This is a genomic window from Fulvivirga sp., from assembly GCF_040218215.1.
GTDB lineage: Bacteria > Bacteroidota > Bacteroidia > Cytophagales > Cyclobacteriaceae > Fulvivirga.
Genome location: NZ_JAVJQL010000026.1, coordinates 1 through 20,958, shown reverse-complemented (window position 1 = coordinate 20,958; position 20,958 = coordinate 1). Strand labels below are relative to the sequence as shown.

At 38.9% G+C, this 20,958-nt stretch carries 24 protein-coding genes; 19 read left to right on the top strand and 5 right to left on the bottom strand.

Annotated elements, in window-relative coordinates; genetic code table 11:
* Positions 1–134: 134 nt before the first annotated feature.
* From RIB54_RS17875 to RIB54_RS17825, 11 genes are all read left to right on the top strand, one after another.
* The gene (locus RIB54_RS17875; protein WP_350102164.1) at positions 135–719 is read left to right on the top strand and encodes a Crp/Fnr family transcriptional regulator; all 585 of its coding nucleotides are present in this window, start codon (positions 135–137) and stop codon (positions 717–719) included.
* A 68-nt stretch (positions 720–787) separates the two neighbouring features.
* A complete protein-coding gene (locus RIB54_RS17870) occupies positions 788–1,756 on the top strand; it encodes a cyclase family protein (protein WP_350102163.1) in 969 nt (322 codons plus the stop codon).
* Between the two features lie 11 nt (positions 1,757–1,767).
* Positions 1,768–2,220 carry a DMT family transporter gene (locus RIB54_RS17865; protein ID WP_350102162.1) on the top strand — a complete coding sequence of 151 codons (453 nt, stop codon included), beginning with the start codon at positions 1,768–1,770 and terminating at the stop codon, positions 2,218–2,220.
* Between the two features lie 102 nt (positions 2,221–2,322).
* Positions 2,323–3,060 (top strand): GNAT family N-acetyltransferase, encoded by a 738-nt coding sequence (locus RIB54_RS17860; protein WP_350102161.1) that lies wholly within the window; start codon positions 2,323–2,325, stop codon positions 3,058–3,060.
* Positions 3,057–3,686 carry an NAD(P)H-dependent oxidoreductase gene (locus RIB54_RS17855; RefSeq protein WP_350102160.1) on the top strand — a complete coding sequence of 210 codons (630 nt, stop codon included), beginning with the start codon at positions 3,057–3,059 and terminating at the stop codon, positions 3,684–3,686. The genes RIB54_RS17860 and RIB54_RS17855 overlap by 4 nt, the downstream gene beginning before the upstream one ends.
* A complete protein-coding gene (locus RIB54_RS17850) occupies positions 3,686–4,315 on the top strand; it encodes a hypothetical protein (protein ID WP_350102159.1) in 630 nt (209 codons plus the stop codon). Before RIB54_RS17855 ends, RIB54_RS17850 begins: the two co-directional genes overlap by 1 nt.
* A 22-nt stretch (positions 4,316–4,337) precedes the next feature.
* On the top strand, positions 4,338–4,679 hold the full coding sequence (locus tag RIB54_RS17845) for a 5-carboxymethyl-2-hydroxymuconate Delta-isomerase (protein ID WP_350102158.1): 342 nt from the start codon (positions 4,338–4,340) through the stop codon (positions 4,677–4,679).
* A gap of 101 nt (positions 4,680–4,780) precedes the next feature.
* Positions 4,781–5,506 carry a DUF4386 domain-containing protein gene (locus RIB54_RS17840; protein WP_350102157.1) on the top strand — a complete coding sequence of 242 codons (726 nt, stop codon included), beginning with the start codon at positions 4,781–4,783 and terminating at the stop codon, positions 5,504–5,506.
* Between the two features lie 7 nt (positions 5,507–5,513).
* Positions 5,514–6,692, top strand: coding sequence for a DUF3471 domain-containing protein (locus tag RIB54_RS17835; RefSeq protein WP_350102156.1), 1,179 nt, complete (start codon positions 5,514–5,516; stop codon positions 6,690–6,692).
* Positions 6,693–6,696: 4 nt separating this feature from the next.
* On the top strand, positions 6,697–6,843 hold the full coding sequence (locus RIB54_RS17830) for a hypothetical protein (protein ID WP_350102155.1): 147 nt from the start codon (positions 6,697–6,699) through the stop codon (positions 6,841–6,843).
* 53 nt (positions 6,844–6,896) lie between these two features.
* Positions 6,897–7,307, top strand: a complete 411-nt coding sequence (locus tag RIB54_RS17825; RefSeq protein ID WP_350102154.1) for a nuclear transport factor 2-like protein — start codon at positions 6,897–6,899, stop codon at positions 7,305–7,307.
* A gap of 5 nt (positions 7,308–7,312) precedes the next feature.
* Here the strand turns inward: RIB54_RS17825 and RIB54_RS17820 are convergent, their stop codons facing one another.
* Positions 7,313–7,885, bottom strand: a complete 573-nt coding sequence (locus RIB54_RS17820; RefSeq protein WP_350102153.1) for a Crp/Fnr family transcriptional regulator — start codon at positions 7,883–7,885, stop codon at positions 7,313–7,315.
* Between the two features lie 88 nt (positions 7,886–7,973).
* Between RIB54_RS17820 and RIB54_RS17815 the strand changes: the two genes are divergently transcribed.
* Positions 7,974–9,404 carry a CapA family protein gene (locus RIB54_RS17815; protein ID WP_350102152.1) on the top strand — a complete coding sequence of 477 codons (1,431 nt, stop codon included), beginning with the start codon at positions 7,974–7,976 and terminating at the stop codon, positions 9,402–9,404.
* Positions 9,391–11,853, top strand: a complete 2,463-nt coding sequence (locus tag RIB54_RS17810; RefSeq protein ID WP_350102151.1) for a DUF3160 domain-containing protein — start codon at positions 9,391–9,393, stop codon at positions 11,851–11,853. Before RIB54_RS17815 ends, RIB54_RS17810 begins: the two co-directional genes overlap by 14 nt.
* Before the next feature lie 77 nt (positions 11,854–11,930).
* Here RIB54_RS17810 and RIB54_RS17805 read toward each other — a convergent pair whose 3' ends face one another.
* The 3 genes from RIB54_RS17805 to RIB54_RS17795 form a co-directional block, all read right to left on the bottom strand.
* Positions 11,931–12,881 (bottom strand): MBL fold metallo-hydrolase, encoded by a 951-nt coding sequence (locus RIB54_RS17805; RefSeq protein WP_350102150.1) that lies wholly within the window; start codon positions 12,879–12,881, stop codon positions 11,931–11,933.
* Between the two features lie 44 nt (positions 12,882–12,925).
* Positions 12,926–14,041, bottom strand: coding sequence for a type 1 glutamine amidotransferase domain-containing protein (locus RIB54_RS17800; protein WP_350102149.1), 1,116 nt, complete (start codon positions 14,039–14,041; stop codon positions 12,926–12,928).
* Between the two features lie 244 nt (positions 14,042–14,285).
* The gene (locus tag RIB54_RS17795) at positions 14,286–15,662 is read right to left on the bottom strand and encodes a sensor histidine kinase (protein WP_350102148.1); all 1,377 of its coding nucleotides are present in this window, start codon (positions 15,660–15,662) and stop codon (positions 14,286–14,288) included.
* Positions 15,663–16,126: 464 nt separating this feature from the next.
* On the opposite strand from RIB54_RS17795, the gene RIB54_RS17790 reads away from it, so the two are divergent.
* Genes RIB54_RS17790 through RIB54_RS17765 form a run of 6 tightly spaced genes read left to right on the top strand, consistent with a single transcriptional unit; the run spans position 16,127 to position 19,574 of the window.
* Entirely contained in the window at positions 16,127–16,729 is a 603-nt protein-coding gene (locus RIB54_RS17790; protein ID WP_350102147.1) for a Crp/Fnr family transcriptional regulator, read from the top strand.
* A 54-nt stretch (positions 16,730–16,783) separates the two neighbouring features.
* The gene (locus tag RIB54_RS17785) at positions 16,784–17,440 is read left to right on the top strand and encodes a hypothetical protein (protein WP_350102146.1); all 657 of its coding nucleotides are present in this window, start codon (positions 16,784–16,786) and stop codon (positions 17,438–17,440) included.
* Between the two features lie 8 nt (positions 17,441–17,448).
* On the top strand, positions 17,449–17,904 hold the full coding sequence (locus RIB54_RS17780; protein WP_350102145.1) for a DoxX family protein: 456 nt from the start codon (positions 17,449–17,451) through the stop codon (positions 17,902–17,904).
* Between the two features lie 4 nt (positions 17,905–17,908).
* Positions 17,909–18,472, top strand: a complete 564-nt coding sequence (locus RIB54_RS17775) for an NADPH-dependent FMN reductase (protein WP_350102144.1) — start codon at positions 17,909–17,911, stop codon at positions 18,470–18,472.
* A 4-nt stretch (positions 18,473–18,476) separates the two neighbouring features.
* Entirely contained in the window at positions 18,477–19,295 is an 819-nt protein-coding gene (locus RIB54_RS17770) for a pirin family protein (protein ID WP_350102143.1), read from the top strand.
* 30 nt (positions 19,296–19,325) lie between these two features.
* A complete protein-coding gene (locus RIB54_RS17765; RefSeq protein WP_350102142.1) occupies positions 19,326–19,574 on the top strand; it encodes a hypothetical protein in 249 nt (82 codons plus the stop codon).
* A gap of 788 nt (positions 19,575–20,362) precedes the next feature.
* Here RIB54_RS17765 and RIB54_RS17760 read toward each other — a convergent pair.
* The coding region (locus RIB54_RS17760; protein ID WP_350102141.1) for a cadherin repeat domain-containing protein at positions 20,363–20,958 on the bottom strand (596 nt) is incomplete at its 5' end.

Below are 20,958 nucleotides of genomic sequence, written 5' to 3'. Positions count from 1 at the left end.
ATTGTCCTTTTTGAAACTGCTCATTAAAAATCACCTTTTAACTTTATTCAATATAGCCTGGCCTTATCCATCCATTCTAGCTCTTTCAAATCCCGTAACCTATATTAGTATTTCAAACCACGCTAAGCAGTCAAATGGATGGGAAATACGACATTCTGATAGAAAACTTTCGGCAGCTGGTGCCTATTTCAGATCAGGAGGCTGAAATCATCAAAGGCGCTTTTGTAGCTAAACAGCTAAATAAAAAAGAGCTGCTGCTCTCCAAAGGTGATTTGTCTAATCACATGCGCTTTGTGGCTGACGGCTGTCTTAAGGTATATTCCATAGGAGAGAAGGATATGGAACACATCCTCCAATTCGGCATTTCAGGATGGTGGATCAATGATTTGTATGCTTACTTAACAGAAACTACCTCAGAGCTGTTTATTCAGGCCATTACACCAAGTACCGTACTTCAAATCCATCGTGACCGGCTCAATAAACTATACGATGAAATACCCATGGTGGACCGCTTCTTCCGCATTAAAACGCAACATGGCTATGTGGCATTACAAAACCGAACCATCAGGACAATGAGCCAGACTGCTGAGGAGCGCTATGTTAAGTTCATATCAGACTATCGGGAAATGGAACAAAAGATCCCTCAATACATGATTGCCGCATTTATAGGCGTTACGCCAGAGCATCTAAGTGCCATCAGAAAAAAAATGAGCCTATAGTGCTTTCTTAAGATACCTTAATGCTTTCGGGCGCGGTGGCTTTCAACTTTGCATAAAACGTTAAAGTTATGAAAGCACATTTTAGCACCTTTATTTTAGTACTTCTCATCAGCGCTGTCAAGGCACAGAGCACCGAAGAAGTTGGTATGAGCCCGTGGGGTCCCCAGGATGAAATAGGAACCCTTAACATGATGACGGAAGATTCAAAACTTGAAATTCTGTCACAAATTCAATCAGGAAAAACCTATGACCTTAGTGTAGATTACTTTGTAGGAATGCCCAGCTTTGATGCATTGGGTGATCCCTCTTACCAATATTGGCTGACCCATACGCCAAATGGGACAGTTGTTGACAACCCGAATGGGTTGGGTAAGGCCATGAACCAGAAAGTAAGCTATACCGGTGATGCCATTTCCATGTACACCCATATGGGTACGCACATCGATGCCCTCAACCATTTTGGTTTAAACGGGAAAATTTGGAATGGCTTTACACCTGAAGAGCATCTGGGGGACAAAGGATGGAAAAAGACCGGTTCAGAGACTATTCCACCGATAATAGCGCGCGGTGTTTTAATTGATGTTGAAGAGGCCTTAGAAGGACTCTCTGAAAACTACCGCATCAATGCTGAAGATCTTAAAACGGCCCTTCGGAGGCAAAAAGTAAAGCTGAGAAAAGGGGATGTTGTTTTGATTCGCACGGGACAAGCCCGATTTTATGAAGATGCCAATGAATATTTGGATAAGTATCCTGGCATTAGTCTGGATGCAGTCAAATGGCTTGTCGAAGACCAGCAGATCATGTTGCTGGGCGCTGACAATCTAAGCCTGGAAGCTTTTCCTCCAGAGCGGGAAGACAACTGGGTGCCGGTGCATACCTATCTGCTTGCAGAAAAAGGTGTGATGTTCATCGAGCAGATGTTTTTGGAAGAACTAGCCCAGGACCATATCTATGAATTTGCATTCATTGCAGCTTCATTGAAGTTGAAAGGAGCAAGTGGTTCTCCTATGCGTCCTATAGCCATTCCTGTACGCTAACCCCCAAGGTCATGAATAATTGGTATTTACTATTTCTTTCCTTTTCGGTGGGGGTAATGGTCGTAATGCAAGGTGGGCTCAATGCACGCCTGGGAGTAATCCTGGACAACTCGTTATTAGCGACCTCAGTAGCCCTGATTATCAGTTCCAGTTTTACTGTAATAGCAGTATTGGCTACTATGAAGCAGTTTCCAACTGTGGGTCAGCTAAGGACAGTTCCAGCCTATATGTGGGTTTCGGGGGGTATGTTGAGCTTTATCGCAGTTGGACTGTTCTATTACCTCATTCCCCGGATTGGCATTTCAACAGCTGTGACATTCGGGCTCACAGGCCAGATTCTTTTTGCGGCCATTGCAGGCCATTTTGGCTGGTTTGGAATGCCTCTGGAGCCTGTATCTGTCAGGAGAGTGATAGGAATGGTTATTATGTTATTGGGAGTAGTACTTACCAAACTCAAAATATAACAGACCTTCCTTCTTAACCAAAGTCAATGACAATGGATGCCAACCTTTTCAATTTTGCATTGAGCATGCATCCAAATGTCTTAACAATTAAAGAATAAGATTATGGATTTAAAGCATATGAATTTAGAAAACCTACAGGCACTTTGGAGGCTTGTGGGTACAAATGTGGGAGATTATATTTCTACTAATAGTTATGAAATGAGCGTTGTAGCCAACTCAGAATGGCCAAACAGGATTTGGTTTTCGGATCCAAACTATGGAGGTTACATCCATGAAATTACTAATCAGTTCAAGTTGGAGAATTTCACCATTCCTGTTTGGGATGATCCTTCAAATGATCTCGGTAAGGCACTTGAAGCTTGCGGCTTCGAATTAAAATCCGAGCAATATGGCATGTCAAAGGCACTCAACCCTATCGAGGAAGCCTCTAATAATCTCTCCTTAAAATATGTCACCGATCAGGAGTCAGCCAATGTGTGGTCTGACACTTTTATGCAGGCCTTTGGGTATCTGATACACCCTGAAACAATAATGAAAACCAGGAAAGAGGTAAACTATCTTTTGGGAATGCACCACAATGAGCCTGTGGGAACGGTAGCACTGTTTACTAACCATACAAAAATAGCAGGGATACATTCCATGGGTATCGTTCCTGAAATGAGAAAACGCGGTTTTGCTGAAGATATCCTATTACAAACATTAAATATAGCTGCAGAAGAAGGGGCTTCACACGCTACGTTACAAGCCTCTGAAAGTGGCAAACACCTTTATACCAAAGTGGGATTTCAGGTGGAATTCACCATTAAAAATTATGTAAAACTCAAAAACAACAAACAATGAATTTAATTAAAAACTTAAACTGGCGCTATGCCACCAAAAAATTTGATGCCTCCAGAACTATCAATGTTTTAGACCTGGAAAGGCTAAAGGAAGCGGTACGCTTATCGGTTTCTTCATATGGCCTCCAACTGTATAAAGTACTGATTATTGAAAATAAAGAGGTGAGGGAGGAACTGCGTAAGGCATCATGGGATCAGTCTCAAATCACAGATGCGTCATGCCTGTTTGTATTCTGTAATTATACCGACAACTACAGCCATTTTGTAGATAATTACATCCAGCTCATTGCTGAAACGCAAGATACAGACCACACTGGTTTGACAGACTATGGTAATACTATAAAAGACTCCATCAATAAAATGAGTAGGGAAGAGCGAAAGAGCTGGGCTGAAAAGCAAACCTATCTGGCACTTGGCAACCTGATAGTTGCATGTGCTGAACTCAAGCTGGATGCCTGCCCCATGGAAGGATTTGATAAACAAGCCTACAATCGCATTTTGGGCTTGGACGAAATGGGACTGAATGCCTCTGTCATTGCTCCTGTAGGCTATAGGTCTAAAGATGACAACACACAGTTCAGGGAAAAAGTAAGAAAACCAGCCGATCAACTATTTCAAACCATATAATGATGAGGACTTATAGAATTCTTTCTTTGATTATCATTCTAATAGCTTGTGTTTCTGGCAGAGAGACACAAGCTCAGGAAAAACTTTCAAACAGCAAATTTCAATATCTCCAATTCGAGGAGACCAGCCTAAATTCGGTACATGCCGTCAGGCTTGCGCTAGATATACCTGATGGATTTAAACGAACGGGCTTCTTAAACCATAATCCTGTTTTTCACGAACATCCTTTCAATGTATCTGCAGCTGCAGTTTATGATACTATGACCATTATAATGGTGCATGCAGAAGCCCTGCGAGATAGCTCCGGTTATCTTAACTACAGCTATATGGAGGCTGCAACACTTAATGACATAGCGTTTTATACTAAGGATAACTGCGTAGAGATAACAGAAGCATTGCTGTCAGATGCTAAGGATCTGCAGTTTTTTCAAAATGAAGGGTTCGACTTTTATCCGGCTGTATACTTAAAGCAATACTTTAAAACTACTGATGATGGCAATGCTGAATTTGTGTTGAGCTATGGAGAAAGGGTCTGTGATTGTTCAGAAACCACCATAAACGAGGCTTTTAAAGAACAATTTATGAGAAGGCTGACCAATACGGTTAACTTAACTGAACAAAATAAATAATATACTAAACACAAAAACACCTATGCCACATTTTATAATTGATTGCTCTGAAAATGTATTGGAGATGAAATCTCCTGAACAAATAATGCAAAGGGTCTATGATACTGCAGATGCTGCCAATCTCTTCGCAAAAGGGGATATAAAAGTCCGAATTAACCCATTTAAACTTTACAACATTGGAGATGCAGCTGGCTTCATCCATGTATTTGGTAACATCATGGAAGGACGAACGGATGAACAAAAGCTCAGCCTTTCCAAAGCCATAGTCTCAGCACTTAAAACCATGCTACCTAATGTGCCAATTATTTCAATGAACATAAGAGACTTTGAAAAGGCCAGTTATTGTAATCGATCGATGGTTTAATGGCTATTTAAGCTACCCATCCATAACCCCTTCTTAACTTAAGTCAATGCATACAGAATAATCTTAGCTCAACTTTACTTCAATGAATAACAAATGAAATTATGAAAACCCAAGCAGCTACATTAGCAACATTTAAGAAGTACGGGCTTATAACGGGTTTGCTTTACCTGATTATTATTGTTTGTGGCATGTACAGCGAAATGGTGGTTCGTGCGACATTAATAGTACCCGGTGATGCGGCTACCACGGTTCAAAACATTGCATCGAACCTGATGCTGTACAGAACAGGCTTTGTCAGCGATCTTATCATGGTAATGGCTGATGTTGCCGTAGCCCTGACCTTTTATCTACTACTAAAGCCAGTGAATAGCGGATTGGCATTGCTTGCAGCACTATTCCGCCTGACGCAATCAACCATTCTGGGAATCAATTTGTTGAATCATTTTAAAGCTATTATACTGGTTGCTGATAGCAGTTTTGCAAATGCCATGGGGCCGGAGGCTTTTAACGCACAGGTCATGCTCAACATCAATGCCCATAGTTACGGCTACCTCATAGCGTTGGTCTTTTTTGCATTAAGCTGTATGATACTTGGCTATTTATTCTTTAAATCACCATTGTTTCCAAAGGTATTGGGCATACTGTTACCTATCGCTGGTGCTGGATACCTGATAGATAGTTTTACCAATTTCCTTTATCCTCAATATGCAGATGTCACAGAAATCATTGTGATGGTTTCGGCCATAGTAGCTGAACTTGGTTTGTGTATCTGGTTGATTGTTAAGGGGGTGAATAGTGCTTATGAAGATTATAGGATTAGTAAATAAGTCGTACATGACAGAGACTCAAATGGCACTTTTTCAGAATGTTAGACAATACACGCTCTTTTTTTTAACCTCTTTAGGCCTTTCTATTATGTCATTTTCTCAAGCGAGAAACTTGAACTTGGAGGTGACCCAATTAAGTGAACATGCTTATTTACTTACCCGGACATGGAAACCTTCAACGCAAAGAACGAATATGGGCGTGGTGATTGGAGAGAATGGACTGGTGCTTATCAATGCGCTCTATAGCGATGAAGAATTGGAGCTATTCGAAAAAGAACTCCAAAAGCTTTCTGATAAGCCTGTGAAATATGTCATCAATAGTAATTGGGATGCTTACAATACATGGTCAAATCAATATTTTAAGGAAATGGGGGCAGTTATCATTTCACATGAAAATTTGGCATATCACGATGGCTACAATGCAGATATTAATTTTAATGATAAGTTCAGTTTAAATGTTGGTACAGAAACAATCACGGCTTATAGAAGCTATGGGCATTCATTTGGCCACATTAATGTCCATCTTGAAAATGCCAATACAACCTTTATGTCGGATAGCTACCGAAGTGAGTGGATGACAATGGAAGGTCCGTTTGGATTAGAAGGCCATTTTAAGGGGTTGGATATGGCCTTGTCCATGAGTAATGAATCTACGAAATACATTTCTGGAAATACACATAGCAAAATTGTTAGCTATCGTGAAGATTTATTCAAGGAGAAGCAACTAAGATCAGCGTTTGCTGAGCGTGTGTTATCCTTAAAAAAAGAAGGTAAATCCGTTAATGAAATATTGTTTGATGGTGAAATAGTGGCTATTTGTAAGCAATATGAGCTATACAGTAATTTGGTGGCCAACGGTGAAATAGGGGATTGGATGATCAATCCTATTTTGTTTGATGAACAGGCCAAAACTCATGGTTTTTCCATAGAACAACTGGAAAAGTACGTGGGGAATTATCAGATGAAGGATAAAAATGGCATTGAAATATTCATCGAAAATGGAGAACTATTTGCTAAAAGCCAAGGACAGTTCTATTTAAAACTAGTGCCTGTTTCGGAATCCAAATTTTGGCACAACATGCAGCATTTGAAGGATCACCTCACCTTTGATGTGGATGATAGTGACCGGGTTATTGGATTTACATTACCACATAACGGAGGTTCATTAAGGTATAGCAAACAATAGATACATGAAGCAAATATTCTTATTAGTAATCATAACCGTGTTCTATACGCATGTTGGTGCCCAGGTTGAAGCTACTGACGATTCGGAAAAATTATTAGAAAGAAGACAGCATGCAATCAACTTATTAACTGAAAAGCATAAAGAAAGATGAAACTTTATTATTTAGTATTAGTCGCAACGTTATTTACTGGTTTAAATACAGCCATGGCACAGCAAACTGATTTAAAAACTTCTCAAGACTCTCTAAACCACCTGCTCAATGAGTATTACAGGTTGAATGTGATCGTCTTTCAGGCAAACTCAACCATTGAGGACATCAACAATATCTTTGAATTGTTTGCCGATGATTTCACGTACGTACATGAGCAATACGGAGGTGTTTATAGCCGGGAAGATCTCTACAATGGCTATAAACGAAACCAGGAAAATGGAGGATATGATGGTGAGGTAGTGGACATCAAAGTGAATAACAAGATCTTTGGGTATAATGCCATTGCCGTAAGCAAGAGTTTTATGCTTAAAAAGAAGGGAAGCATTAAAGCAGGAGATCCTCAATTGGCGCTTTTTGAATTCAAGGACGGCAAAATTTACAGGATTACAGAATACTGGAAGTAACCTACCTAATCCCTGGATTGAATTCGTTTGCGTATTCTGCTCAGCGATTCAGGCTTAACACCCAAATAACTGGCCAAATGATACTGTGGTACCCGCTGTAGCAGGTCAGCACGCTCATTGAGCAGTTTCAGGTACCGCTGCTCTGGTGATTTGGTGATGTGCGAGGCCAGCATTTCCTGGTGCTTACCCAAATCATCTTCCATAGACACTCTGCAAATAGACTCCAGCCTCGGAAATAGTTTGTAGAGTATCTTTTCCTTTTCATAATTGAGCACGGCCAGCGTACAATCTTCCACACACTCCAAATAGTGGTTGGCAGGCACCCGATTGATATAGCTATTCATGGAAGCAATTGCATCACCCTCCGTAAAGAAATGGGTAGTTTTATCTTCGCCATCCACCACATAATAGAGACGTACACAGCCTTTTATGGTGAAATAGCTGTCATTGGCAATTTGATCAGCCTTGAGTAGTAAAGTGCCCTTTTTGAAGGTTTTAATAGGAATATATTGGTCTACCGCTTCACATTCCTCTGCACTAAGGGCAATGTTTTGAGACATTAACTCAGAAATCTTCATAGCATTATGAGGTTATCGATCAAACTACCGCATGAAATTACGGATATTTTCAGTTGCAGGTTAGTAATTGAACGCTAACTTAGGAATCATGAAAATTGTATTCAGTCTTTTTATATCACTACTGGTTCTCGCATGCAAGAAGGAACCAGAGCCTTTGACTATTACTTTTACAGGTGATATTATACTAGATAGAGGAGTGGCTGACGAACTCAACATCTATGGTGATTCAATAATTGAACGGTCATTAAAGCCATTACTCCGTAGCGACTTTAATGTGATAAACCTTGAGACTGTACTAACGAATGAAACGCATTCAGCTAAAAATGGATTAACCTTTTGCTATGATCCTTCCATTGCAAAAAATCTATATTCAGGTAATGTCACTCATGCATCAGTGGCAAATAACCACAGTAATGATTATGGTAGTTTGGGGTTAACCAGCACTTTGTCTGCACTGGATAAGCATAGTATTGCTGCACTAGGCAGTTCTTGTGAACCAACCTTAATTTCAAAGGGAAGCCAATCTGTAGCTATTATGGCAGCCTCATTTACTACTAATAATGCACACCTGTGTATAAGTAATGAAAATGAACTATTGGTAATGGTCAAAGAATTTGAAGCACAGTATCCGGATATTCCATTAATTCTGTATTTACATTGGGGATTGGAATACCAACAAGTTCCTGAAAAATGGCAATCACAATTAGCCCATGATTTTATTGATTCTGGCGCAGACGTGATTATCGGACATCACCCTCATGTGTTTCAGAGCATAGAATACTACAGTGAAAAACCTATAGTCTACAGTTTGGGTAATTTTGTGACGGATGCATATTTGCCAAACACAACTCAGGGTGTAATAGCCAAGTTGACTTTTACTGATCAAGCACTTGAATTATCCATTGCACCAGTCGATATATCCTCCTACCTGCCAGCAAAAATGAGTGACGAAAGAGCATTGAAATTTCTATTAGACAATCTAAAGTATAGTAAAGAAATGTGCCTTTATAAATCTAATAATCAGTGGCTTATGAAAGATATAGCAGACGTTGATTTTAGCGAGAAAGCGTCAGCATGGTTATTTCATTATGAAAATGAGCACCAAGTTATTATTAAGCCAATGACATCCGGAGGGCATAAACTCACGCTTTTCAAAAATGGAGCAGCACTGAAGTCATTAGCCTTGAATGGCAAATTATCTGAAATATCCATTGGTGATATTAATAATGACAATGAACCTGAAATACTGCTAGGTATTGCTAAAAAGGTAAATTTTGATCCAAGAGAACGAAAACGACTCAATATTTTTAAAGTGGAGAATGACGGTATACAAGTCGTTTGGCTTGGCACTCATTTGCTTCATGATTTACAATCATTTAAAATAAGCCGAAATAAAAATGTCAACTATCTTTATACGATTGAAAGAGACTCTCTAAATAACACAAAAAAAGGCATCTATGAATGGGATGAATTTGGATTCGCCTTGAAAACTATTGAACCGATATATGCAAACAATTAAAAAAATCATTTACACCTATATTATTCACATCTTAATCCTTGGTTGCTCTACTGAAAGTAAGAAATCTGAAGAGTCAGCAGAAGAAATACCAACTGATCAGGAAATCATCACAGAGGAAACTTTGGAAGAATCTAAAAAAAATATTACAGAAGCAAAAAAACTCACTGTAATAGTCAGTGATAACAAAGACGAATTGCGAAGCTATTATGAGATTCCCTGGATTAAGGAATTCTACGAATATGAAATGGATATGGCCTATGAGGAAAAAAGCAGCTATGAAGTGCCTGAAGACTTATCCTCCCTTAGTTATGGTGACCTAAGATTATTGAGAAATGAAGTGTTTGCAAGAAATGGCTATCTCTTTGATGATGGATTCTTAAGAGGCTACTTCAACAAGAATAAGTGGTATATGCCCATTTTTGATGTAGATACATTTAAAGTGGTGATGAGTCAGACAGAACAGGACTTAGTTAATAGACTATTAAAGGAAGAGGTGGCACGTAAGGTCAATTTATTCGTGAATCGCGAAGGAGGATTGAAGCTTTTTAATACCGAATTAGTCGTGAATAAGAAGCAATTCAAAGTGGTGCCTGATAAGATTATGAAAGATCTAGAAGAGAATAATTTCAGTATCATAGATGCCAATCGACAAATGCCCTTTTATGTTTATGATAGAAATTCCTACCAATACATTCCGCACTATATAACTACAGACTTGTACCTTTTCATACTGCATAAATATTTTTCAAGATTTCTCGAAAAGTTGGATGAAAACTACATGAGTGGCGCTTTAGAAGAACTTTTAAGCGGCATTTCAAAAGAGGCTACTCAAAACACTGAATACGATTCTAAAGAAGTATCAAAATGGGTAGATATGTACTGCAAAACAGCTTCATTCGCATTGACTGGAAAGCGTGAGCAAGTGAACAATCCATTTAGTGAACTGTATGAAACAGAGGTGGCGCAGATTACTGGTGAAGAAGGTATGCCGGTATTTATAGAGAATGAGCAGGTTACTTATGCAGAGTTAAAACCAAGAGGTCATTATACTAAATCAGATAAGCTCAAAAACTACTTTAAAGCATTTAAATGGATCAGTTTAAATGGTATTGACTTAGCCAACGATCAACAACTAAAAGGAATGGTTCTAATAAGTTATATCATCAAATCAAATGAGACATTGTACAGCAAGTATGAAGAATATACATCGACAATAACCAAGCTGGCGGGACAAGAGGATAATATTTCTATTAAAGACATTATTAATGCCATTGATAACAATTCAAACATAACAGAAGTACTATCTGAAAATAGCTTAAACAGCATTCGTACATCTCTGGGCTCACTCAATAAGGAACGAATAAAGAAAGTGTTTGGATCAGAGTTTTATATTCCCGAAAGAGGGAAGACCAGAGTTTATTTTTTATCAAGCACGTATTCTGTTAGTGGGGAGATATTCTCAAAACTTGTGCATATAAATGATATGAAGTCTAAAAGAAAATTTCCAAGACCTTTGGATATTCCTGCAGTATTTAGGGATAAAACTGCAGAGGACATTATTATTAATGAATATAAAGACAATGAAAAATGGCCTGAATATCAGACCAAACTGAATGCACTTCAAACCCAATTTGATGATTTCAGAGGCTGGGAGAGTAATTATGGGGTTAAAGGTCTTAAAACCGCTCTTGCCTCTCTGGGTGAGCAAGATAATTACCCGGATTTCCTAAAAACGAATGCATACAACCGTAAGGAATTAAGTACCATGCTTTCATCATGGACACATATAAAGCACGACTTGATATTATATCAAGAGAAACCTTATGCTGCGGAAGCAGGACAGGGAGGAGGTCCAGAACCTCCAAAGCACTATTCTTATGTAGAACCTAATATTGTATTTTGGAATGAAAGTATGCGTCTTGTCGAATGGTTGAAAAAATTATCTCATCTTGATGATACTTTCAATTACGAATTGCAAAAAATCACTGAAATAGGATCCGAATTGCGAAATGCCACTCAAAAACAGCTTGCTGGTGAGAAATTGACCGAAGATGAAATGCGCAAGCTTTCTTGGATTGGAGGCAGAATTGAATACACACTTCTAGGGCTTTTGGAAACAGATCATCTTCCAGAACGTGAAAAATCAATGGCACTCATTGCAGATGTTTATGCTTATCAAAATACAAATTTAAGCGTAGCTGTTGGTCATGCAGATGATATTTATGTAATTGTGCCCATAAATGGTGAATACCACATTGCCAGGGGAGCTACATTTTCTTATTATGAGTTAATAGAAGATAAGATTTATAATGATGAAGAATGGCGCAAAAAAAATGAAGAAAGATCAGTTCCTGACCGACCAGAATGGATCTCTCCGCTGATCAATAAGATGGCTCCATTAGAAGGACAAATGGAATATAGATATGCGGGTTATTGGGGAGAGCATTAGTTCAAGTGGCTAAAGAAATATGTCAATAGAACAACTTCGTTGCCTCTCAGTGACTTAAAAATCTAATACCATAGACTTCACTCCTCATTTCCTTCCTGCAATTGGTACATAAGCTTAACATGCCGATCAAGTTCCGTTGTAAAATCTTTGTATAAGGATCCGTATTTCGAACTTAGCTTAACGCTGACCGCTGAAAAGGTCTTGTCAGGTGTTAGTCCGCTATTACGATCAAGTTTTACCTGCTCCCAAACACTCGATAACAATTCCGAATCTCGTCCCACTGATGCCACAGTAGTTGCACTACCATGTCCTGTCAATACAATTGATGGGGTTAACTCAACCACTGCATGAAGCGTGTTTATCAAGCCATCAATATCTCCATGATCTGTGATCATTGGCAGGTAGTCTGAGCTCAATATATCACCACCAATCATAACTTTCTGCTGGGGCAGCCACATCAATATATCACCGGGAGAGTGCCCGTTATTGGCAAAAAGCAACTCCACTTCAACACCTCCGAAATTTCGCTTTAGAGGTTCATTCAACAGTAAATTAGGATATACCAGGTGGGTTGTTCCTATAGTGCCATTCGTCACTTTATGATAAAACGCCACGTCATCCTTTCCATACTTTTGCATGGTTTCCATTGCCTCAGTACTGGCAATAATTTCTGCATCAGAAAATGCTGCATTGCCCAACCAATGATCGGCATGGCTATGTGAATTAATGACCCAGCGCACAGGCTGATCAGTAACGGATTGTATGGCTTTTCTGATTTTATTTCCAATTGCTTCAGATGATCCTGTATCAAAAAGTAAAACCCCGTTTTCTGTGACCACAATGTGACTATTGGAATTCCAACCCTGATTCTCAGGTGTGGGCAACCCAATGGATGGAGAAACAATACTGTAAATGTTTTCTGCAATGGCAGTAACTGCAAAATCAGTGTTTGTATTCACCGCCCAGGAACATTGAACGGTGAATATTACAAAACTTAGAATGACAATGCTTTTTGCTTTACTAGTCATAGTAGGGGATAGTTCTTTGGCTTTCTAGTACAAATTTGCTCTAATTAGCTGATTTCTTTCATCAATTCTGCCACTTGCTCCTTAAGCAGGTTCTTTGAATTTAAATCTTCCAGCAGCTCTTTAGCTCTTTCTTTATTATCTAGCTGAACATACGTTTTGGCCAGCATAAGTTGCAAATCTTCATTGAAAAAGTAGGGGACTGTTGCTTCTATAATTTCAGCACCTTTTGCCAACTCCGCCACATTATCATTGGCAGCCAGTATCTTATAATAACCATAGATAGCCATCAGAGGGATGTCATAAGTTTCATTGTTGTTTTTTAGTTCTTCCTCAACCCACGTAGCATTAGCCTTACCATCTAAAATATCCTGAATCAAATAAATACTCTTTTCATCATTATAGAGCGCTCTTGCTACTGGCTTCATTCCCAAAGCTTTCACCACTTCCTCAGCCGATCTGGTGGTAGAAAACGGGTTTTGTCCGGTGATGAATTTGCCAGAAACAGCCACATTGGAAAGCATAAAATCTGTCTGGCTAAAAATTGCACCTCTAGACTTTAGCCTATCCTCAAGTTTAAAAGGAAACTCCTTCACCCACTTCTTGCCAAAAAGGTCTTCTTCAACATTGCAGAAGGCCGTTAGCTCTACACCTTCGATAATAAACTTTTCACCATCCTTAACATTTACAAACGATGCGGGGCCATGGCAAACTGAAGATATTACCGTGCCTTCCCTTTGGTATAAATTCAAAATGATGTCTTGCAAGGCCGGGTCATAAGGCAAATCAAACATGGCACCTTTGCCGCCTACCACATAGATAGCATCATATTTTAATGGATCTACATCTGCTGTGGTCATAGTGTTGTCTAGTAAGGCCATGGCCGACTGGTCTTCCATTATAGTCTTATTGTAGGACTTGTCTGTGTTGAATTTATCAGCTTCTACCTTGCCGCCTCTTGGGCTGGCGATGTCTATTTCCAGGCCATTGTTCTTAAAAACCAGATAGGCTTGTGACAATTCGTCAAATTCATAACCGGGTCTCACTTGTCCTGAATCTTTGCCGTAGCTACTTACTACCATCAGCACTTTTTTAGTGTCCTTCGATTGTGCTGATAGCAATGAAGGAATAATCAGGAGGGTTAATAATACTACTTTTCTCATTTTATTGTTGTTATTTTTAGTTTTCTAGCGGGATGACGACCTGGAAAAGTAGATGTTACAGACAACCAACATTTATTTGTGAGATGAAGCATGATTGGCAGTCATATTATTTAGTAGATGTCCTCTGGCATCCCAATAGTTATCATGACCGACAGGAGAGAGGCCTATCAGGTAACGTCATTGATTAAGATTCAAGAATTTGAATGGCCAAAAGGAAAACTCGGCTGATCAATCAGGGGTTGAATTAACTTTCAGGAGATTGTGGTATAAAGACCTCAAAACTTGTGCCCAGTCCATAGGTTGACGCTAATGAAATACTGGCGTTCATTTGTTCAATAGCGTCTTTAACGATATACATTCCTAACCCTGTTCCCTTATTTGAGTTATTAGTAACAAAAAACATGTTATATACCTTGAATTGGTGCTCTGCTTCTATACCAACCCCATTATCCTTAACAGTAATTAGTGTCCCATCTTTTTGGAGTTTACTATAGATTTCTATTTTCGATACTTTGCTATCATCTCTGTACTTAATCGCATTTGAAATTAAATTGCTCATTACAATCTTTAGCCGATTTTCATCAGTAACCACATTATGAGGCAAATCAACTTTTATTTCTACCTTATCCATTCCATCATAATGAATTAAATCCTTCAATATATCATCAACAACCACTGAAAGTGTAACCAGCTGAAAGTTATTGACCATCCTGCGATTACGGGAATGTATCAAAACATTTTTAATGTACTCGTCCTGGCGGTTAAGGCTGTCATTCATCATATTCAAATAAACAGGCAATTGCTCTTGTTCATCTTCACGTTTTAGCAGATCGACTAATCCTTTAAGGGATGAAATAGGAGCCCGTAAATCGTGTGAAACACTATAAGCAAATCGGTCAAGCGTACTATTTACATCTTCCAGTTTTCTATTATTTTCTATTAGTTCCTCTTCAGATTTTTCAAGTCTTTTTATGAGTAATACAAAGTATGTTCCTGACCCACCTACAATCAAAATCACAAATATCACGTTTGCAATCCTCAGCCAGCCTTCAACTTTTCTACTTGTGTTGCTGAGTACATCAGAAAATGCATATTCAATTTTTGATAATTTTTCATTAATATGAATGATCTCACTCTTAACTAAACTAATATCTAACTCATTTTTATCATTATCTGCTATCACAGCATGGCAATATTGAGCTATGCTATCTAATTTTTCATTGTATTGATCGGCTTTAGTCCATATAGCAACGGCTTCTTGCATAAAAGGAAAATGACCAAAATTCTTATACAGCCAGATAAAATTATCTGTATCATCCGGATGGTTTCTTCCTTGAAGTAAAGCTCTGTGCATCACTGATCTGGTACTATCATTTAGTAGTGCCAGCCGAAAGTCCCTCGGGCCAAAAGGAATATACATGTTTTCTTGATAGCGTTTCCAATCAGTTTCAGATTCCGACTCCAGGTATTGCAACAAGTAGTTTAAAGCATCCTTTTGCCCCTTAGAGTAGTTAGATTCTCCATTAATATAGCCTCGTGTACTTGCCGTGATTTTAATAACATAATAATTAAAAAAAATAAGTGCCATACTACTCAATACAATGACTGCCAGTAGGGCCATGCTACTTCTATTTATATATTTTTTCCAATTCATTATTAAACTTTATCAACACAATATACTCAAAGATGTCTCTATAACAAGTGAAAGATGAATTGGATATGGATTCAAAGACATTAATTCTGTTAATCTTTTTTTAACTGATAAACGCTGTGTTCCACAAAACACTATTGTTGTTACTTAATGCCACTGTGCTGTGCTTCTTAACATCACGGTCAGGTATTTAATACTGAAAATCAAACGGAGAAGGGGCGCAATCAGAATATAGGATTAAATAAAAAATAGCAGTTGCCAAGTTGGAGATTGCTTGCATAGGCGCTGGAGCTATCAGTGCAAGTATCATATAACTTAGTTTAGACCAGATTGGGTCGATTAGGAACTTCGCATATTTTTGGAATACCTCTCAACTACATTACAACAAAAGCCCTCATTGGGCTTTAAACTAATATCTTCCTATTTTTATTTCGATGAAAGCTAAGTCCTCCGAAACCGCTTATGATTTAATTTTTCAAAATGTAGCTCGCTTTATCGATCTTACCGATGAAGAGAAAGACCTCTTTAAATCACTTTTAAAAGGGGGGAGTGCCAGGCGCAAGGAGTTTGTGATGCGGCCAGGCAAGGTGGCATTGTATGAATATTTTGTAACAAAAGGCTGCTTAAAAGTATATTCCATTGACCGCAATGGGGTTGAGCATGTATCGATGTTTGCCATTGAAGATTTCTGGACAGGGGATATGGCCAGTTTCATGCTGGAGCGGCCTTGTACTTATTTCATCAAAGCATTGGAAGATTCTGAATTTTTAATGATATCAAAAGAAAGCTTTGAACGCCTTTTTCGGGAAATACCAAAATTCGAACGCTTTTACAGAAACCTGTACCAACGCTCATTGGTGAGTTATATCGAAAGAACCAATCAAGGCATTTCATTAACTGCAGAAGAGCGCTATGAAATTTTCTTAAGCAAATACCCCCATATCGCCAATCGCATCAAGCAGAAGGATCTGGCGGCCTATCTGGGCATCACCCCTGAGTTTTTGAGCATGATTCGAAGCAAGATGAGCAAACGGTAGTTTTTCTTAAACTACTTTATTTTTCCGTGGTACAGAAGGCGCCTCCTTTGTATCATGACAAAGAGAAACACCCTTTTGACCCTCGTTTTTGTAGCAATTGCACATGGAAGCATGGCGCAAATTACGCAGCTGGAGTTAGCTTCAGGACTTAAGAAAACAGACTTTATATCCTTCTCATTAAGGCCGCTCACACCAGCCGCTAAATTTTCAATAGGCACATTGGCCTTCTTTCAAAAGTACCACCAGCAAGAAGACTTAATCTTTGATGAAGTTGGCGTACACTCTACACTCTACTGGAACATCAATAAAGCCATTTCTATTGGACCCGGACTGTATTATAACAGTGTAGCCGGCTTCTCTCAGAGACTATCTCTATTATACGCCTTTCAATCCCCAAATTTTGTTTTAACCGCCATTCCCACGATAGCTCACCCTGAAAAGACTAGGTACACCAATGGTGAGATGTTTTTGCTGATGCAGTTAACCTTACCCTTAAAAGAGGATTGGAAGCTACTGTTCAGCGCACAAATGCTTACCTATTGGGATAAGTTCTCTCACCACTCCAGGAGCTTTCAGCACCTCAGGGCAGGTTTTGACAAACACGCCACTCAGTTCGGACTGGCTCTCGACATCGATCAGTATGGAGATGCTCCAATAACCAGAGCCTCACTTGGCGTTTTCGTTCGAAAAATTTTTGTAACCAATAAATAAACAATGATATGATGATTAACAAAATTCTAAACACAGAAAGTAACTGGGGAGCACTCATTGCTCGCCTCACACTCGGAATCGTTCTTTTCCCCCACGAAGCCCAAAAGATGTTGGGTTGGTTCGGAGGATATGGATTTACAGGCACAATGGAAGCCTTCACGAATCAAATGCACCTGCCCTGGATTGTAGCCCTGGCAATAATTATGATAGAGTTCTTGGGATCAATTTTCCTGATCCTCGGATTTGCAAGCAGGTTATGGTCTCTGGCTATTGCAGGCCTTTTTTTTGGCATCATTTACACCACACATTTGGAGCATGGGTTTTTCATGAACTGGTTTGGAAACCAGGCTGGTGAAGGCTATGAGTATGCACTGCTGATCATAGGGATCGCGGTAGCTGTACTGATCAATGGCAGCGGGAAATATGCCTTGGACACTCAATTAGTTAAACTTTTAAACAAATAAGAATATGAAAAAGATAATAGCACTTGGAGCAAGTAGTAGCAGTAAATCCATTAATAAAACGCTGGCCATTTATGCAGCCAGTAAAGTTGCTGATGCTTCTATTAACGTGATTGACCTTAAAGACTATATATTGCCACTGTACAGTGTCGATGCAGAAGGGGAATTGGGAATACCTGAAGGTGTCCATAAATTGGACAATATCATAGATTCAGCAGATGGTTTGGTGATTTCCCTGGCAGAACACAACGGCTCATACACGGCAGTATTCAAAAACCTTATCGACTGGCTATCAAGAATAGATATTAAAGTTTGGAAAGGAAAACCAATGCTACTAATGGCCACTTCTCCGGGTAGAAGAGGTGGAGAGAGCGTACTTGCTGCGGCCAAATCCTATTTCCCATTCATGGAAGGCAATATTGTAGCTGATTTTTCACTGCCCTCATTTTACGACAACTTCTCTAATTCCGGGATTACCAACCCAGCATTGGCATCACAACTGAGCGAAAAAATAAAGCTTTTTGCGCAATCATTAGAAACTGCAGCAACACTTACCTCATCAAAACTTTAACACAATGAAAAGAGCAATTAAACATCGAACTATGGGCCGAGGCCATCATGGCATGATAACAAATCTGGTTGGTCCGTCCGGAATAGGCAATGACATTAAACCTTTCGTATTCCTGGACTATATACACGGAGTTCCACCTCAGGGCGCAGGTTTTGGGTGGCACCCACATTCAGGCATTGCCACATTCACTTATTACATAGAAGGGGGTAGCGACCTTGAGGAAAGCACTGGAAATAAAGTATCATTTAGGGCAGGGGATATTGAGTATCTACAAGCTGGTTCAGGGGCATGGCATAAGGGTATGTTACTTAAAGATCAGCCAACACTGGGGTTCCAGCTTTGGATTGCGCTGCCCCCAAAGCTTGAAACCGCTGATGCAAAGAGTATTTATGTAACAAACGATAAAATATTAAGTAATGATCAGTTCAAAGTGCTTTTAGGAGAGTATGAAGGCATCAAAAGCAAGATCGATCCGCCTAATGATATGAATTACCTTGATGTCAGTCTCGGGCCTGATGAAAAATGGACATACACTCCACCAAAAACCCATGATTTGCTGTGGCTGGTAGTTTACAAAGGAGCATTGAATGGTGGATTGGAAGTCCCGGTAGGGGAGTTAATTGTATTTGAAGAAGGCAACCAGCCGATTGAATTTTCATCTGATGAAGGCGCCAGCTTCCTATTAGGCTCTGCCAAAAAGTTTGCGCATGATTTAGTGTTAGAGCGAAGCTCCATACATACATCTATAGCCAACCTGAAGCTTAGCGAAAATAAGATCAAAGAGATCTATAGTGAACTTTTTAGAAAATCTTTACTTGAATGATTATTTATTGATTTGAGTTATATTTGATATATGGCTAGTTCAAGTGAAATCAGAAACAGGCTTATTGATAGATTGATGGCAATCAGCAATTCCGATTATTTAAAAGCCTTAGAAAAAATGATTGATTCTTCAAACATTCAGGAAACCTCAATAGCCCTGACTGAAGAACAGAAACTCATGTTAGCTATGAGCGATGAGGATATTAAGACCGGAAGGCTTATTGATCAAGACTCACTTAATAAGCAAGAACTTGAATGGCTCAACGAAAAGCCCGCCTGACCGGCTGGCAGGTAGTCTGGACTCAAACTACCGCCAGGCAACGAAGAAGCATTTTAGAATATTGGGTTAATCGCAATAAATCAAATTCTTTAAATTCATCTCTAAAGAAGTAATTATCATGGCCTTCTGGGATAACCGTCAAGACCTTAAAAAACTTCTTGAAAAACTAAAAACTTCTAAATGGTAATATGAAACGATTGAGAATCGTTCATAGCTATTTAGTATAATGCTTTTATGTAACAGCTTGATTGTTATATAATGTCCTGCGTTATGTTACTTTATGTAACAATTGTCGTGAACTTCAAACTGTCTATCAAGGAGCGCAGCACGTGTGATCTATTTACCCGAACGCCTTGGTGAGGGCAAGTGAAGAATGAACGCAGACATAATATAGAATTATATAAAAAGGATAGGTACAAGCTTAGCCGTAAATTCCGATTCGGTAATTAACGAATAGAGTTGCCATTAGACACCGCAAATTCCTTAACATAAATGCTAACGTTATTGAACTGCTGCCGCAGTATCGAATAACTGCATTTATGTTAAATACTCGTGCCTCGTATTTCGGAATTTTCTATACTGGTTATATAATGTCATTGCGTTATGTTACTTAGCTTCCGGTTCTGCGTTGGCTTTAATAGTTGCGTAGTTGGCCTTTCTTCTTTTCATTATTCCACTTTTCATTTCTTTACTCAAACTGAGCACTCTTTTGGCATTTTTGGCAGGAGGGAGGGTAGTGGGAAATGGCAAATGTTTGCGGATTACTCAAGAATATCTAAGTTAATCAGTTATTCTTTTAATATTCTGATAACAAATTGTTCGTCATTTAATCCTTTCAAATTAATATAATACACACCATTTTTTAATGTTGTTAAATCCAAGATATTAGATTCGAATGTGTTTATCAACTTTCCATTTATATCTACAACTGATGCTGAATGATAAGCATTCCAACTTATTGTAACATAACCTTTTGTAGGATTTGGATAGACTACTATTTCTTTACTTATTTCATTTAATCCTAAAATTTGATCAGCAATATCAATAATTACTACATCAAAAGCCTTTTCAAAAGTCAGTCCGTCATTATCTGAAGTAACAATGACTACTTCATGCGTATCGGAAGCCTCGAAATCAAAGGCCACCTTGGCAAGTAACTGATCTCCAATGATTTCAAACCGGTCTTCACCTGAAGTAATACTGTAGGTGTATGTGTCTGCTATATCTTGATCAATGGTGCTCAATGTGCCTATCAGGTCTCCAACTGAGTTGTTCTCCAAAATGGTATTAGCAGATAAATTGATATCATTAGGAGCTTCATTCACATTGTTAACACTTATCGAAAAGGACTTTTCAAAAGTCAGTCCGTCATTATCTGAAGTAA

Excerpts from the sequence above, each read along its gene's own strand:
- RIB54_RS17865 (WP_350102162.1), top strand. The coding sequence starts at position 1,768 with ATGAATAATTGGTATTTACTATTTCTTTCCTTTTCGGTGGGGGTAATG.
- RIB54_RS17850 (WP_350102159.1), top strand. The coding sequence starts at position 3,686 with ATGATGAGGACTTATAGAATTCTTTCTTTGATTATCATTCTAATAGCT.
- RIB54_RS17795 (WP_350102148.1), bottom strand. The coding sequence starts at position 15,662 with ATGGCCCTACTGGCAGTCATTGTATTGAGTAGTATGGCACTTATTTTT.
- RIB54_RS17785 (WP_350102146.1), top strand. The coding sequence starts at position 16,784 with ATGACAAAGAGAAACACCCTTTTGACCCTCGTTTTTGTAGCAATTGCA.
- RIB54_RS17815 (WP_350102152.1), top strand. The coding sequence starts at position 7,974 with ATGAAAATTGTATTCAGTCTTTTTATATCACTACTGGTTCTCGCATGC.
- RIB54_RS17805 (WP_350102150.1), bottom strand. The coding sequence starts at position 12,881 with ATGACTAGTAAAGCAAAAAGCATTGTCATTCTAAGTTTTGTAATATTC.
- RIB54_RS17855 (WP_350102160.1), top strand. The coding sequence starts at position 3,057 with ATGAATTTAATTAAAAACTTAAACTGGCGCTATGCCACCAAAAAATTT.
- RIB54_RS17780 (WP_350102145.1), top strand. The coding sequence starts at position 17,449 with ATGATGATTAACAAAATTCTAAACACAGAAAGTAACTGGGGAGCACTC.
- RIB54_RS17765 (WP_350102142.1), top strand. The coding sequence starts at position 19,326 with ATGGCTAGTTCAAGTGAAATCAGAAACAGGCTTATTGATAGATTGATG.
- RIB54_RS17840 (WP_350102157.1), top strand. The coding sequence starts at position 4,781 with ATGAAAACCCAAGCAGCTACATTAGCAACATTTAAGAAGTACGGGCTT.
- RIB54_RS17835 (WP_350102156.1), top strand. The coding sequence starts at position 5,514 with ATGACAGAGACTCAAATGGCACTTTTTCAGAATGTTAGACAATACACG.
- RIB54_RS17810 (WP_350102151.1), top strand. The coding sequence starts at position 9,391 with ATGCAAACAATTAAAAAAATCATTTACACCTATATTATTCACATCTTA.
- RIB54_RS17845 (WP_350102158.1), top strand. The coding sequence starts at position 4,338 with ATGCCACATTTTATAATTGATTGCTCTGAAAATGTATTGGAGATGAAA.
- RIB54_RS17875 (WP_350102164.1), top strand. The coding sequence starts at position 135 with ATGGATGGGAAATACGACATTCTGATAGAAAACTTTCGGCAGCTGGTG.
- RIB54_RS17775 (WP_350102144.1), top strand. The coding sequence starts at position 17,909 with ATGAAAAAGATAATAGCACTTGGAGCAAGTAGTAGCAGTAAATCCATT.
- RIB54_RS17860 (WP_350102161.1), top strand. The coding sequence starts at position 2,323 with ATGGATTTAAAGCATATGAATTTAGAAAACCTACAGGCACTTTGGAGG.
- RIB54_RS17770 (WP_350102143.1), top strand. The coding sequence starts at position 18,477 with ATGAAAAGAGCAATTAAACATCGAACTATGGGCCGAGGCCATCATGGC.
- RIB54_RS17800 (WP_350102149.1), bottom strand. The coding sequence starts at position 14,041 with ATGAGAAAAGTAGTATTATTAACCCTCCTGATTATTCCTTCATTGCTA.
- RIB54_RS17830 (WP_350102155.1), top strand. The coding sequence starts at position 6,697 with ATGAAGCAAATATTCTTATTAGTAATCATAACCGTGTTCTATACGCAT.
- RIB54_RS17825 (WP_350102154.1), top strand. The coding sequence starts at position 6,897 with ATGGCACAGCAAACTGATTTAAAAACTTCTCAAGACTCTCTAAACCAC.
- RIB54_RS17820 (WP_350102153.1), bottom strand. The coding sequence starts at position 7,885 with ATGAAGATTTCTGAGTTAATGTCTCAAAACATTGCCCTTAGTGCAGAG.
- RIB54_RS17870 (WP_350102163.1), top strand. The coding sequence starts at position 788 with ATGAAAGCACATTTTAGCACCTTTATTTTAGTACTTCTCATCAGCGCT.
- RIB54_RS17790 (WP_350102147.1), top strand. The coding sequence starts at position 16,127 with ATGAAAGCTAAGTCCTCCGAAACCGCTTATGATTTAATTTTTCAAAAT.